The organism is Belnapia arida (assembly GCF_016773205.1).
Taxonomy (GTDB): Bacteria; Pseudomonadota; Alphaproteobacteria; order Acetobacterales; family Acetobacteraceae; genus Belnapia; species Belnapia arida.
In genome coordinates, this window is sequence record NZ_JAETWB010000067.1 from 1 (window position 1) to 13,296 (window position 13,296).

Consider the following 13,296-nt stretch of genomic DNA (forward strand, 5'->3'; position numbering starts at 1 on the left):
CTGTTGCTCTCCGTCATCGACACCTCCCAGGCTCCTCAGCCTATCAAAGGTGTCCGTGAAATCGGGACAGGCCCAACATCAAGCTGTCGCTGCGCAAGGCCCTCGCACTGGTCGGGCTGCAGCAGCCGCGGATCTGCGGCGAAGCCGGTCTGTCTCCGGCCTGGATCAAGGTGCTTGATGCCGCCCTCGTTGTGCCACAGCGTCCCGGCCTGCGGCGGATGGCCCGGTTCTGCGCCACTAGGCTTATCGAGCCCGATCAACTCACCAACCCGGTCTTCGTAGCTTTTCTGGAGGAGGAGGCGATAACGCGCCTGGACGCCAAGGCAACGCGGCGTGGCGCAGCCACCGCTCGCGCCTGGAACCGGATCATCGCCAGCACCCCTGACCTACAGGGCTGCCAGCGCTTGCAGGCGCCGCGGCAGCGCGAGCCCTACACTTTACCTATCACGCACTTCCCGGAAAGCCTGCAGGCGGAGTATGCGGCGTTCGAGGAGCGGATGTGCCCAAGCCAGGGCAAGAGCCACTTCAAGGACCGTCGCGGCAAGCGCCGGGCCAGCCTGGCCACCCTCAAGATACGCAAATTCTCTGTGCTGCAAATGCTGGGTGCCCTTTTAGAGATGGGGCACGACCCGGCCGCCATCACCAGCTTCAGCTATATCGTGGCGCATGCTAGCGACATTCTCGACTTCTTCGAGGCACGGGCCATTGCCCGGCTCCCGCCGAAACAAAATCCCAACGACAAAGACCCCGAGATCGTCGGCGGCCAGCTGGCGGTGATCGCCCACACCCTGTTCATCATCGGGGTGCACTTCCTAGGGGTGACTGGCGAGCAGGCCGAGGAGCTTCGCAGTATGCGCAAGCTGGCGCAGCCGCGTCGCAAGGTCGGTTTGACCGGCAAGGTGCGGGAACGCCTGATGCGGCTGATCCAACCCTACAATCGCAGTCGCTTATTGCTGCTACCAGAGGACATTGAGCAGGAAACGCGCTCTGCCGATCAGGCCGACGCGAAGATGGCGCATCGGTTCATGATCGCGGTCGCCATCGAGGTGCTGCTGGTGTGCCCGCTGCGCATGAAGAACCTGACCGAATTGCGGCTGGACCGCCACCTGAAGCGGCTCGGTCCGGGGGGCCGCCAGATCACCCATATCGTCATCGAGGGGACCGAGACCAAGAATCATGACGTGCTGGAATGGCCGGTGCCACCAGCCACCGCGAAGCTTCTGGAGACTTGGTGCCGCACCTGGCGTCCTGTGATGGGAGGCGATGGCATGGCCAATTCTTATCTGTTTCCCGCGCTCGACCGGCAGGGCCCCAAGAGCCAAAACGCCCTCGCGGATGGCATCAAGAACCTCATCCGCCGTGAGCTGGATCTTGCGGTGCATCCGCATCTAATGCGGCACTTCGCCGCGTGGCGGCATCTGAACCGCCACCCTGGCGAGTACGAGATCGTCCGGCGCGCCCTGGGTCACAACTCGATCGAGACCACCATCGGCACCTACTGCGGCCTGGAGGCCGAGGCGGCCGCGCGGCATTTCAACGGTGGCTTGGAGTTGGACAAGACCGACGCGCGGCTGCTGGTCAGAGCCAGGGCAGTTGGCAAGACCCCCAAGAACCAGCACTGAGGGAAGCTCACGTCATGGCACGCATCATCGACCCGCGCCGCCGGTGCCTCGATCTGATTGACTGGCCCGAGCCTGACCGGCGGCTCTGGCAGGCAGCGATGGGCTCGCGCCGGGGGCGGTTCTCTGCCCGCGGCCTTGCCGCACGTCTGGCGCCTGCAAGTCTCGAGAAGGCGCTGGAGGGCTATGGCCGCTGGCTTGGGTTCCTTGACTACCTTGGCTGGCTCGACCGCGAGGTCGGGCCCTTGGAGCGTCTGAATGAGGATCGGGCGGCAGCCTACTTCGACGAGCTGGTCGCTCTTGGCAACGGTGACTACACCATCGTTGGCCGGTTCCAGGAGCTGCAGATGGCGCTCCGCATCATGGAACCAAAAGCCCAGGTCGCCTGGCTGAGCCGGCCAGGTGGCGTCCCGCTGCGGCAACGGCTGGCGATGGAGAAGCGCAGTTTCGGGGTCCATCACAGCGCCACCTTCTACGCCTGGGGCTTTGATCTGCTGGAGAGGGCCGTCACCTTGCCGGGGCCACGCCGGCGGCAGGTCATGCTGCGGGACGGCCTGATGATCGCCCTGCTGGCCGCGGCCGGACCACGCCTGAGCTCGGTGCAAGTGATGCGGCTTGGTCAACAGATCCGCTTCGATGGCGTGGAGTGGTGGATGACGCTCGACGTCCCCGACATCAAGACCGACAAGCCCCATCGCGTCCCCCTACCCACCAGCCTGACACCCTGGTTTCAACGCTACCTCGAAGTGGAGCGACGAGAGCTGCTGGACGGTCAGGTCAGCGACGCGGTGTGGATCAACTGGGGCGGTGAGACGCTTGGCGAAGCTGGGATCGAGAAGCGCATCCGCTGGTGGTCGACCAAGCGTTTTGGCGCGGAGAATGCTTTTGGGGTGCATCGCTTTCGGCACTGCATCGGCACTACGGCGCCGCTCATGGCACCGAATGCGCCCGGCATCGGTGCCGCACTGCTCGGCATCAGCGGCCGGGTGCACGAGAAGCACTACGACCGTGGAAAGCGCGCCGCGGCTGGCGAAACCTATCTCGTCGGCCTCGATGAGGATCGCGCGGAAGCCCGGGCTTACCTGCGGCGCTTGGCGGATGAGCACCCCACGCCAGAAGATGCCCCCAAGGATGGCCACGGTGTGAAGCGTAAGCCTGAAGCAGAACAATGAAGGCAGTGGATGCCGCACAATCTATATCGGGTTGTGCGGCATTTCATGTTGCAGCATGAAAGGAAGAGCTGCCGTCGCATTCGCAGGAACAGAACTCTGCGCCTCCAGTGCCCACGACAAACATTCAGCATTACATATGATAATGTCCTTTATCATACGTAGGCGCTGGACCCGGCGCCCCCCGCCCGGCTAGGCTTCGGCCAGGAGCCATCCCCATGCCCGATACCGTCCCCGTAACCCTTGAGGTCGAACCCGACGTGGCGGCCGCGCTCGCAGACCCCGCCACCCGCGAGCGGGTCGCGCGCCTGGTCAGCCGCGCCGTGCGCCCGGCGAGCGCCGAACGCCTGTTCGCGGCGATGGATGCGCTCTCGGCCGAAGCGCGCCGCCGCGGCCTGACCGACGAGATCCTCCAGGAGGAGCTCGCCGCCCACAACGTCGAGCGCCGGGACCGGCCGCCCGCCGCGTGATCGTCCTCGATGCCTCGACGCTCGTCAGCGCGAGCATCGGCCGCGGCAGCGTGCCCGACCGCGCGGTGCGCCATGCCTTTGCGGTGGACCGCGTCGCCGTGTCGGAGGCAACGATGGCCGAGCTGCTCGATGTGCTCGCGCGGCCGCGTCTCGCGCGGTTCATCGACCCCGAGCTGCGCGACGAGGTGTTCGCGCTCCTCGATACCCTCGGCACCTTCTTCGTGCCGACCGAGCGCGTGACGGACTGCCGCGACGCGAAGGACGACAAGTACCTGGAGCTGGCCCTCGCCGCCGGCGCCGAGGTGATCGTCAGCGGCGACGACGACCTGCTCGTGCTGCACCCGTGGCGGGGCGTGCGGATCCTGCGGCCGGCGGACTATCTGGCCGAGGCGGAGGGTCGCCGTTCATGAGCTCCGTCGCCGTCACGCTGGAACTGCCCGATTGGTCTTTCGAGCGGCTCGGCAACCCGGACGAGGCCACGCTCCAGCGCCTGGTGGTGGAGGCGCTGGTGGCGGGTCTCCTGCGCACTGGCCGCGCCGAGGTGGACGAGGCCCGACGCTGGCTCGGCCTCGATGACACACCCGGCGCGATGGACGCCTTCCTCCAGGCGCACGGCATCACCGTTGGCGGCACGGGGGGCGACGATGGCGCATGACCTGATCCCCCTGCATGCGGGATCCTCGACCCTGCCCGCTCTCGTCGCCGCCAGCGGCGAGCGCGCGGGCCTGTGCTTCCTGGAGTTCTTTGCCGCCGCCATCCGCAACCCACATACCCGGCGTGCCTACGGCCAGGCGGCGGGCGCCTTCCTCGACTGGTGTGCGGCCGCCGGCCTGCCGTCACTCGCCGCGGTGCAGCCGATGCACGTCGCCGCCTGGATCGAGCTGCAGACCCGCGAGCATTCCGCCCCGACCGCGAAGCAGCGCCTGGCGGCGCTGCGCCACCTGTTCGACTGGCTGGTGACCGGCCAGGTGCTGCCGGCGAACCCAGCGGCTGTGGTGCGCGGGCCGCGGCACAGCGCCCTCAAAGGCAAGACGCCGGTGCTCGACGCGGCCGAGGCCCGCCAGCTGCTCGACAGCATCGACGTCGCCACGCCCGCTGGCCTGCGCGACCGGGCGCTGATCGCGCTCATGGTCTACAGCTTTGCGCTGGTCGGCGCGGCGACCGCGATGCGGGTGGAGGACGTTTTCACCCAGAACCGCCGGCTCTGGGTGCGGCTGCGCGAGAAGGGTGGCAAGCGGCACGAGATGCCCTGCCACCACACGCTCGAGGAGTACCTGCACGCCTATCTCGACGGCACCGGCATCGTCACCGACCCGAAGGGGCCACTGTTCCGCACGATTGGCCGCGGCACGGGGCGGCTGACGCGCACGGCGCTGCCGCAGTCCAACGTCTACGCCATGGTCCAGCGTCGCGCTGCGGCGGCCGGCATCGGCACCCGGATCGGCAACCACACCTTTCGGGCGACAGGCATCACCGCCTACCTGAAGAACGGCGGCACGCTCGAGAACGCCGCCGCCATGGCCAACCACGCCAGCACCCGCACCACCCAGCTCTACGACCGTAGGCGCGACGACATCAGCCTCGAGGAGGTCGAGCGGATCAAATTTTGATCCTGCCTTATTAGCTTGGCTTTGCACGTGCCGTGACGCGCTCGTCATGAAGCATGGATCCAGAAGAAGCCCTCGGTAGCGATGAACTCGAGGGCTTCGTCGAGCGGCATGACCTGGCGACCGAAGGGTCCTGGATTGCCCCAGGCCTCGCGTCGCCACCACAGCACCTGAACCTGATCGGGCTGAATGGTTAGGCGGAGCCGGGCAACCGGTCCACCGGTGCGCAGGCTGTAGAGGGTGTAGCCCTTGTTGGCGCGCACCACCTCGACGCCGCCGCGCTGCGGCGGCCAGGGGTAGGCTGCGATGCGGGCGCGCATGTCATCGGGGCTGCTGGCCATGGACGGCTCTCTCCCGCCTCCGGCCGCGTTTGGCGCCTCGGGGGTTTCGGGCGGAGGCGGTGTGCCATGACGCCGTGCGTGGGTCCCGCGGTGCTGGACGGCTGGATGCGGCCCTTCCGATGCCACTTCACCGCCGCGGTCTGGCGTCACGTGGTCGTGCTGGTCGGCGGCGCCCTACTGGCGCCGGGGCGGCGGACCGTTGCCGCTGCCCTGCGCGTCATGGGTCTCGGCGAGGCGGCCGGCTTTGCCGTCTACCATCGGGTGCTGAGCCATGGGCATTGGTGCTCGCGGGCCTTGGCACATCGGCTCCTGCTGCTGCTGGTCGTGGCCTTCGTGCCGGACGGTCCGGTGGTAGTTGGTCTCGACGACACCATCGAACGGCGCTGGGGGGCACGGATCGCGGCACGGGGGATCTACCGGGATCCGGTTCGCTCCAGCCATGGCCACTTCGTCAAGGCCAGTGGCCTGCGCTGGCTCTCGGTCATGCTGCTGGCCCCTGTCCCCTGGGCTGGCTGCATCTGGGGCCTGCCCTTCCTGACCGTGCTGGCGCCCTCCGAGCGGTATGCCGCCGAGCAGGGCAAGCGGCACAAGAAACTCACGGACTGGGCCCGGCAGGCGCTGCTGCAGGTCGCGCGCTGGCTGCCAGGGCGGCGCGTCGTGGCCGTGGCCGACAGCAGCTTTTCGGCCATCGCCCTGCTGCGCGATCTCGCGTCGCATCTGACCGTGGTCAGCCGCCGCGCCTCGATGCCTGCCTGTGCCAGCCACCCCCGGTGCGCCAGCCGCGGCGGCGAGGGCGGCCGCCGGTCACAGGGGTGCGGCTGCCCAGTCTGGTCGAGCGCCTGCGCAGCCGGCGCACACCCTGGCGTCGGGTCCACATCGATGGCTGGTATGGCTACCGCACCCGCCGGCTCGACATCGCCACCGGCACCGCACTCTGGCACCATCCCGGCATGCGGGTGGCAATCCGCTGGGTGCTGGTGCGCGACCCGAGTGGCGAGAAGGAGCCACAGACCTTTCTCTGCACCGATCTGAACGCCGAGCCGGCCGACATCCTGCGCTGGTTCGTCCGCCGCTGGCGGACCGAGACGACCTCCGAAGAAGCTCGGCGGCACCTCGGCATGGAGACCCTGGACTTCCCCCTGGGGCTGGAGGGTTTGCTAACGAACTCAGGCACCCCAGGAGGGAAGGATGGCAGAGAGGCGAACCCGACGGAGCTTCACGAGGGAGTTCAAGGCGCAGGCGGTGAAGCGGCTGCTGGATGGCGGCAAGGGGCTGTCGGAAGTGGCGACGGAGCTCGGTATCGGCACCGGGCAGCTCAGCCAGTGGCGCACCGAGCACCTGGCGGCCGGCTCGGCTGAGGCACTGGCCGCCCGCAAGGCGGACCAGGCGGAAACGCAGCGACTGAAGCGCGAGGTGAAGCGGCTCGAAGAGGAGGTGGAAATCCTCCGCAAGGCGGCGGCTTTTTTCGCCAAGGGGGTCGCGTGACGAAGTTTGCCTTCGTATCGGCCGAGCGGGCGAACCACGCCGTGGCCACGTTGTGCCGGGTGGCCGGCGCGAGCGTGAGCGGCTTCTACGCCTGGCTGCGCGCGATCCCCGCCGTTCAAACTAGGGCCGAGGCAGAAGTTGAACTCCGTGGGCAGATCGGTCGCATCTTCACCGCCCGGCGGCGGGTCTACGGTTCGCCACGCGTCCACGCCGAGCTGTGCCGGGGAGGGCTGCGGCATTCGCGCCGACGCGTCGAGCGGCTAATGCGCGAGATGGGGCTCTCGGCCCTCCGGGGCCGTCGCCGCACACCCCGCACCACGGACAGCCGCCACGAGCTGCCGATCGCCTCCAACCTGCTGGCGCGGACCTTTACCGCAGAGAGGCCGGACCAGGTCTGGCTGGCCGACATCTCGTACATTCCGACCGGCGAGGGCTTTCTGTATCTCGCTGCGATCAAGGACATGGCTACGCGCGAGATCGTCGGCTGGTCTATGGCCGACCATCTCAAATCCGAGCTGTGCATCGGCGCTCTGGTCATGGCCATCCAGCGGCATCGCCCGCCACCTGGGCTGGTCCACCACGGCGACCGCGGCGTGCAATACGCCTCCGAGCCGTATCGCGCGGTGCTGGAGCGGCACTGCATCACGCAGTCCATGAGCCGCCGCGGCAACTGCCTCGATAACGCGCCGATGGAGAGCTTCTTTGCCTCGCTCAAGACCGAGCACGTCCACCAGGTCAGCTACCGCACCCGCGAGGAAGCGAGGACGGCCGTGTTCGAGTACATCGAAGTCTTCCACAATCGGCAGCGTTTGCATTCGGGCGTCGGCTACCGCACCCCGGCCGAAGCGCGGGCCAGCATGGAAGGGATCACCATGCGCTCAGCCGCATGACGCTCTGATCTCACCCCTCCACTCCGCGGGGGGAAGTCCACCCAGCGGCAGTGGTCCGACCTGGCCATCCTACGCACCACGCCCGCGCTGCTCGCCTTGTTCTCCCTCGTGACACTGTGGGCCAGTGAACTGGGTGCCGAACGTGGGCCGATGATCGAATGCGCGCGCTGGTACCGCAAACCGCTGCCCACTTTCAGCGACGCTCTCGCCCTGGTTCGGCATCGCCTCTGGACCGCGCAGCTTTTCGCTACATCGCCGCCAACCGGGACAACAGAGAATACCCCGGCCGATCTCATTGGCCGCCTTCTACTCGTCGCTTGCCGGCCGCCATGACACACATGATGATCCGCACGTGTCACGGCACGTGCAAAGCCAAGATTAGGACCAAATGAAGTATTTATCTACTAATGATAGATATCGCCAGTTTGAAGCTGTGTGGTGCTGACGCGAAGATTTACTGGAGCACCTCCGAGTCGCATCTCTCGGGGTGGGGGATCTATCGAGCGCGTCCACCTGTTGTCCACACGGGGGTGGGGGATCTATCGAGGAAAGTGGGGGATCTATCGAGCAGCCCAGACGGCAATTCAAGGCGTTAGCACAGTTATCCCGGGGGGTCTTTCGAGCAAACTAATAGTAGAATCACTAATAGCCTTCCTAGTAGCTCCCTCGATAAATCCCCCAGGGACAACTGGGGAAATCTCATCCAGATTGCTGACAGTGGATGGTGATGCGGTGAACGGTCGCTATGGGTGAGGTGCACCAGCTTCTAACGACACGAGGAAAGCAAGCGGTGCTCAAGGAGAGCGCCCTGCCCCGCGACATTGTGGAAGCGGCTGCCGCGTATATGGCAGCAGAAGACAGCCCGCTCGCGGTCGCCTACTCCGGCTGGGCCCAATGCGCTCTTCCCCACCGCAAAACACCAAACGAAGCCCTCTGGGTAGTCGAGAGCGACCGCGTCCGCCTTGTTGTTGAACCTGGCCACAAGGCCGCCGGTCGCAAAGGGGACGGTCCTATAGAGGCAGTGGGAGTGCCTTACGGCTCCTATGCCCGCCTCATCATGCTTTACCTTCAGACTGAGGCTCTACGGACGAACAGCCGCGAGGTCGAGCTCGGAGGTTCCTGGCGTGCCTGGATGAGCCGCATCGGCGTACCGTGGGGCGGCTCTTCGGGCAAGGCGGTCAGAGAGCAGGCTGACAGGATCGCGCGCTGCCGATTAACCTTCCACGTCCAGGGGCAGGGCCGCGCCGCACTGGTGAACCAGAACATTGTGGACCGTGCCGACTGGGCAGAGTCCGTATTCGATGACATCAATGATTCCCAAGGACGCCTAAGCCTCGAGACGGCCAAGCTGTCGGAAGGTTTCTTTGAGCAATTGAAGCGGCATCCTGTTCCACTCGAAGAGAATGCCATCAAGGCGTTGGCGAACAACTCAGCAGCACTTGATGTCTACATCTGGTTGGCCTACCGCCTGCACAGCCTAACAGGTCCGAGGACCGTCACCTGGAAAGCGCTGAAGGCCCAGTTTGGGACTAGCTACAAGGAACTCTATCACTTCAAAGCTAGGTTCCCCGACCTGCTGTTCCTGGCAACTGCCGTTTATCCAGACGCAAAGCTCGAAGTCGCGGAGGAGGGAGTCATCTTGGCGCCGTCCCGACCTCCGGTCAGTCCCCGGCTCATCCAAGTCGGCAGCTGACCCTCGGAATCCTCGATAAATCCCCCACCTAAATCTTGGGGGATGCCTCGATAAACCCCCCACACGATCTGGCCATATCCCTGAATCCTCAGTCAACAGCCGAAGGCGCCCGACCCTTTACCAGCGCCACCCGACGGGACTGCGTAGCCTCAGATGCCGTATGGGGCCGGGCTACCATGGGAACCGCAGGTTTCCGGTTGGGATGGCCATCCCAAAGCTGATGGAGTGAGCAGGGCCGAGTGGCGGTCTTGGCCATCCAGGGAGGTCGGTCATGGAGTACTTTGCTGCGGTCGATGTCTCGCTCAAGCTGAGCAGCGTGTGCGTGGTGGACGGCACGGGACGGATCCTGCACGAGGCCAAGGTGGCCAGCGAACCGGAGGCACTGGTTGCCTTCCTCAGAGGGAGCGGTCTGGCCTTCACTCGGGTCGGGCTGGAGGCTGGCCCCTTGTCGCAGTGGATCCATGCCGGGCTGACGGGAGCGGGTTTCGAGGCCGTGCTCCTGGAGACGCGCCACGTAAAGGCGGTGCTCCGGTCGGCGGCGGTCAAGACGGACCGCAACGACGCCCGCGGCATGGCGCAGATGGTCCGCATGGGCTGGTTCCGTCCCGTCCACGCCAAGACGATACCTGCTCAGGAAGTCCGCGCCCTGCTGGTTGCGCGCAAGCAGCTGCAGGCCTGGCTGAACAACCTGGAGCGCTGCCTGCGCGGCATTCTGCGTGGCTTCGGCCTGAAGCTCGGCGAGGTAGCCAAGGGGCGGTTCGAGGCGCGGGTCCGCGAGCTGGTTGCCGGCCAGAGGACGTTGGAGGGCTTGGCTGGGCCCATACTCCGCGCCCGGGCTGCTTTGCTTGCCGAGTACTCGGCCCTGCACCGGGAGGTACTCCGGACGGTGCGGACCGACACGGATTGTCGGCGCATGATGACCGTCCCCGGTGTCGGCGCGATCGTGGCCATGACCTTCAAGGCGGCGGTCGATGACCCGAACCGGTTCAAGCACTCCAGAGATGTTGGCGCGCACTTCGGGCTGACGCCAAGACGCCACCAATCCGGCGAGGTCGACCGCTCCGGCTACATCAGCAAGTCTGGAGACGGGGACGTCCGGACGGCGCTGTTCGAGGCGGCCCACGTCATGCTCCTCCGCGTCCAGCGGTTCTCCGCTCTGAGGGCCTGGGCGCTCCGGGTGGCCAAGGCACGGGGTCTCAAGCGGGCGAAGGTTGCACTCGCCAGGAAGCTCGCCGTCGTGTTCCACCGCCTCTGGGTGGACGGGACCGAGTTCCGCTGGAGCCGCGAGGCTGCCGCAAGCGCCTGAGGGGAAAAAGGCTCGACGCACGGCCGCTCAGGAGCGCCGTTCGTCCTCGAGGTCCCGTCACGGGGACGCGGGATCGGGTGAAGCCGCAGCACCGGGCGTCGGCCATGCCTACCGGCATGAACCACGTGCTTCAGATTGGCTCACCCGCTCCTTCCGACAGCATCTTGTGCGCGGCCCCGGGTCGACGACGGACAGAAGCCAGAGCTCCGTGACGAGACACCAAGGACGGACTTGACCTCCGAAGCCCTATTACAGAAGCCCCGTGCTGTCCACCAGCAGGTGTACCAGCTTGCTGTCCTCCCTCGGACGCAGCATCTCCAGCGTCCCGGCTCAACTTCTTAGGGTAGAGCGGTCCAGCGCAGCGAGACCGAGCACTGATGGGGTGGAGCGGGCGTGGCTGCCGTGGGATGTGGTGCCGGCGATCGGCCTCGAATGATAAGGCGGACCCATCCTTAACATCCGAGGGCTCAGCCTCCTCGCCAGCCTAAACGCAAGCGCCGCACTGTTACAGTTGAAGGAAGGCAGGGGGTGTGCCAATAGCTGACGTCAACAGTCAACCAAGTAGGTTGACGTTGACGGTAGGTTTGGCTCTAGCCAATCTACAACTAGGTTCTGACGTCAGAACCTAGTCCTCGGAGGGTTTGAGGATGCAGGGAGAGACCTTTCGCCTCGTACGCCTGAGGCTTCGCTTAAGCCAAGGCGAACTCAAGGACACGTTGAACAGCACGCTTGGGCGTAGTTATGACAAGCCAAGGATCTCGCGCTGGGAAAACGGACGTGAGGCGATACCAGGCGAGGTTGCCGCGACATTGGAAGCTCTGAGTTCCAAGACGTCCCGCCACGCACGAATACTCGCAGTGGCTAACCAGAAGGGCGGCGTCGGCAAAACAACTACCGCGCTCAACCTTGCGTATGCATTGTCCCGTGATGGACGCCGCGTGCTGCTGATCGACTTGGACCCACAAGCGACCGCATCGGTAGCGTTACTAGCTGCTGGAAGCGTAGAAAAATACCGGGAGGGTCGGACCATGGCGCATGTCATTTTGCGCGACCGACCCCTTGCTGAAGCGATCATCCGTACTGGTGAAGGGGCTGGCAGTCGTCCTGTCCCATTCGACTTGGTGGCAAGCCATATAGATCTCGCCGAGAGCGATGGCCGGAGGGAGCCAGGTTTTGAAGTGGCACTCCGTGAGTCGCTTGATTCCGTCCGCAGCCATTACGACCATATAGTCCTCGACGCACCACCAAATCTCGGCACCCTCACCGTGATGGCTTTAGCAGCTGCCGATGAGGTTCTGATCCCCGTCAGGACGGAGCCATACGACACCATGGGGGTAGGCCTCATTCTCAACACCATCACTAAGGTGCAGAGACGTCTAAACCCGGGTCTCAGGTTGGTTGGTGTGCTTCCAACCCAGTTTGGGCCTAGGAGGGCTGTTGACCGCGAAGTGCTGGAGCAACTCGCCATAGCTATGAGCGGTAGGGCTCCCATTCTTGAGCCCGTCCCGGCCAGCGCGGCATTTGGCCATGCCGCGCGAAATGGCCGGATCGCACTTGAGGCTTCACCTACAGCTGTTGCGCCAGCCGTTTATGGGCGGCTCGCCGCAGCACTTGTGTCAGGACAATCCCTGCCACTTGCCGTCGTGAACACGTCCGCTCTGCAGGAGATCTGAAATGGCAGGGAAGCAGAAGATCCCGTCACCAATCCTCGGTGCCGCCATGTCACTGATTGACGAAGCTGGCGGGGGTCTGGTGACGCATGACAGCAGGTTCCGGCACTCGTTTGAAACTCCGGTAGACAGGGTGAGGCCAGACCCAGGTCAGCCTCGGAAGGTCATGGCTGAAGCGGAAGTTGCGGCTCTTGCGGCAACAATGGCCGAGCAGGGCCAATTGCAGCCAGTACTCGTCCGCCGTGACCCGGAGCACCGGGGCCATTTCATCCTAGTCGCCGGCGAACGGCGTTGGCGGGCAGCCAAGCGCAATGGTTGGGAGTCCATACTCGCCATCGAGCACACAGGGGACCATGAAGTGGCTGCCCTGATTGAGAACCTGCAACGGGTTGATCTTACGCCAGTCGAGGAGGCGAGGGGCCTTCAGCGGTTGATAAAGGGGAAAGGCCTGACTCAGACCCGGACAGCCGAGATTCTCGGAAAATCCACAGCTGAGGTCAGCGCGACGCTCCGCATTCTGACACTACCGGATGAGGTCTTGGACGGAGTTCTGACGTCAGAACTTCAAGTGCCTCGCAACGCCCTCGTTGAATTAGCAAGGATTGACGACCAGGAACTCCGCGGACAGCTCATTGAACTCGCACGCCAAGGAGGTCTAACTGTTCGAGCGGTCCGTGTTGCAAAGGAGATGCAAGCGAACCCTGTTCAGCCGGATAAGAACAAGCACAAGCCCGTTGGAGCCAACCCACCAAGGCGGCTAGACACTCCACTCCGGCTTGCCGCCCTTGACCGAATTGTGGCTGACCTCCAAGCCTGCAGGGAGATGGGAAGGTTGATTGGTCCGGATGAGCGGCCCCGTCTTGAGGCACTCCGCAGGGAGATCGATGCACTACTCGGTGGGATAGTTAGACAAAGACCTTAGTGGCACCCCCAGGTGTTAGTGCAGCCCTGAAAATCTGGATGGGCTTCGTGGCCTTGCCCCGCCTTTACGGACAGTGTTGCACGGCTGAAGCAGCCGCCTGGAACGCCGCCACCTTCTGCTCTGG

At 65.1% G+C, this 13,296-nt stretch carries 13 protein-coding genes; 12 read left to right on the forward strand and 1 reads right to left on the reverse strand.

The genetic code is table 11. From position 1 onward, the window contains the following. Nucleotides 1-170: 170 nt before the first annotated feature. The 6 genes from JMJ56_RS35420 to JMJ56_RS31095 all read left to right on the forward strand — a co-directional run bounded on the left by JMJ56_RS35420 (nt 171) and on the right by JMJ56_RS31095 (nt 4,868). Nucleotides 171-1,622, forward strand: coding sequence for a site-specific integrase (locus JMJ56_RS35420; RefSeq protein WP_202835672.1), 1,452 nt, complete (start codon nt 171-173; stop codon nt 1,620-1,622). 14 nt (nt 1,623-1,636) lie between these two features. Continuing rightward, nucleotides 1,637-2,791 carry a tyrosine-type recombinase/integrase gene (locus JMJ56_RS31075; protein WP_202835674.1) on the forward strand — a complete coding sequence of 385 codons (1,155 nt, stop codon included), beginning with the start codon at nt 1,637-1,639 and terminating at the stop codon, nt 2,789-2,791. 215 nt (nt 2,792-3,006) lie between these two features. Next, a complete protein-coding gene (locus tag JMJ56_RS31080; RefSeq protein WP_202835676.1) occupies nt 3,007-3,258 on the forward strand; it encodes a hypothetical protein in 252 nt (83 codons plus the stop codon). Beyond that, nucleotides 3,255-3,668 (forward strand): putative toxin-antitoxin system toxin component, PIN family, encoded by a 414-nt coding sequence (locus JMJ56_RS31085; protein WP_202835678.1) that lies wholly within the window; start codon nt 3,255-3,257, stop codon nt 3,666-3,668. The genes JMJ56_RS31080 and JMJ56_RS31085 overlap by 4 nt, the downstream gene beginning before the upstream one ends. Further along, entirely contained in the window at nt 3,665-3,913 is a 249-nt protein-coding gene (locus tag JMJ56_RS31090) for a hypothetical protein (protein ID WP_202835680.1), read from the forward strand. Before JMJ56_RS31085 ends, JMJ56_RS31090 begins: the two co-directional genes overlap by 4 nt. Next, entirely contained in the window at nt 3,903-4,868 is a 966-nt protein-coding gene (locus JMJ56_RS31095; protein WP_202835682.1) for a tyrosine-type recombinase/integrase, read from the forward strand. Before JMJ56_RS31090 ends, JMJ56_RS31095 begins: the two co-directional genes overlap by 11 nt. A 44-nt stretch (nt 4,869-4,912) precedes the next feature. On the opposite strand, the gene JMJ56_RS31100 is transcribed toward JMJ56_RS31095, so the two are convergent. Beyond that, nucleotides 4,913-5,206 carry a hypothetical protein gene (locus JMJ56_RS31100; RefSeq protein ID WP_202835684.1) on the reverse strand — a complete coding sequence of 98 codons (294 nt, stop codon included), beginning with the start codon at nt 5,204-5,206 and terminating at the stop codon, nt 4,913-4,915. A gap of 66 nt (nt 5,207-5,272) precedes the next feature. Here JMJ56_RS31100 and JMJ56_RS31105 point away from each other — a divergent pair, with 66 nt between their 5' ends. The 6 genes from JMJ56_RS31105 (at nt 5,273) to JMJ56_RS31130 (ending at nt 13,172) form a co-directional block, all read left to right on the forward strand. Continuing rightward, on the forward strand, nt 5,273-6,238 hold the full coding sequence (locus JMJ56_RS31105; RefSeq protein WP_202835686.1) for a transposase: 966 nt from the start codon (nt 5,273-5,275) through the stop codon (nt 6,236-6,238). Nucleotides 6,239-6,394: 156 nt separating this feature from the next. After that, nucleotides 6,395-7,581 (forward strand): IS3 family transposase gene (locus tag JMJ56_RS31110; protein ID WP_407927979.1). Its coding sequence is split into 2 segments (ribosomal slippage): nt 6,395-6,673 and nt 6,676-7,581, totalling 1,185 coding nucleotides; the frame shifts between segments, so codons are not numbered across the junction. Between the two features lie 790 nt (nt 7,582-8,371). Further along, on the forward strand, nt 8,372-9,274 hold the full coding sequence (locus JMJ56_RS31115; protein WP_328702515.1) for a replication protein RepA: 903 nt from the start codon (nt 8,372-8,374) through the stop codon (nt 9,272-9,274). Between the two features lie 271 nt (nt 9,275-9,545). Next, a complete protein-coding gene (locus tag JMJ56_RS31120) occupies nt 9,546-10,580 on the forward strand; it encodes an IS110 family RNA-guided transposase (protein ID WP_202835692.1) in 1,035 nt (344 codons plus the stop codon). Nucleotides 10,581-11,227: 647 nt separating this feature from the next. Next, nucleotides 11,228-12,253: a ParA family protein gene (locus JMJ56_RS31125; RefSeq protein WP_202835693.1), complete on the forward strand. Its 1,026-nt coding sequence runs from the start codon at nt 11,228-11,230 to the stop codon at nt 12,251-12,253. Between the two features lies 1 nt (nt 12,254). Beyond that, nucleotides 12,255-13,172 (forward strand): ParB/RepB/Spo0J family partition protein, encoded by a 918-nt coding sequence (locus tag JMJ56_RS31130; RefSeq protein ID WP_202835695.1) that lies wholly within the window; start codon nt 12,255-12,257, stop codon nt 13,170-13,172. The last annotated feature ends 124 nt before the right edge of the window (nt 13,173-13,296 follow it).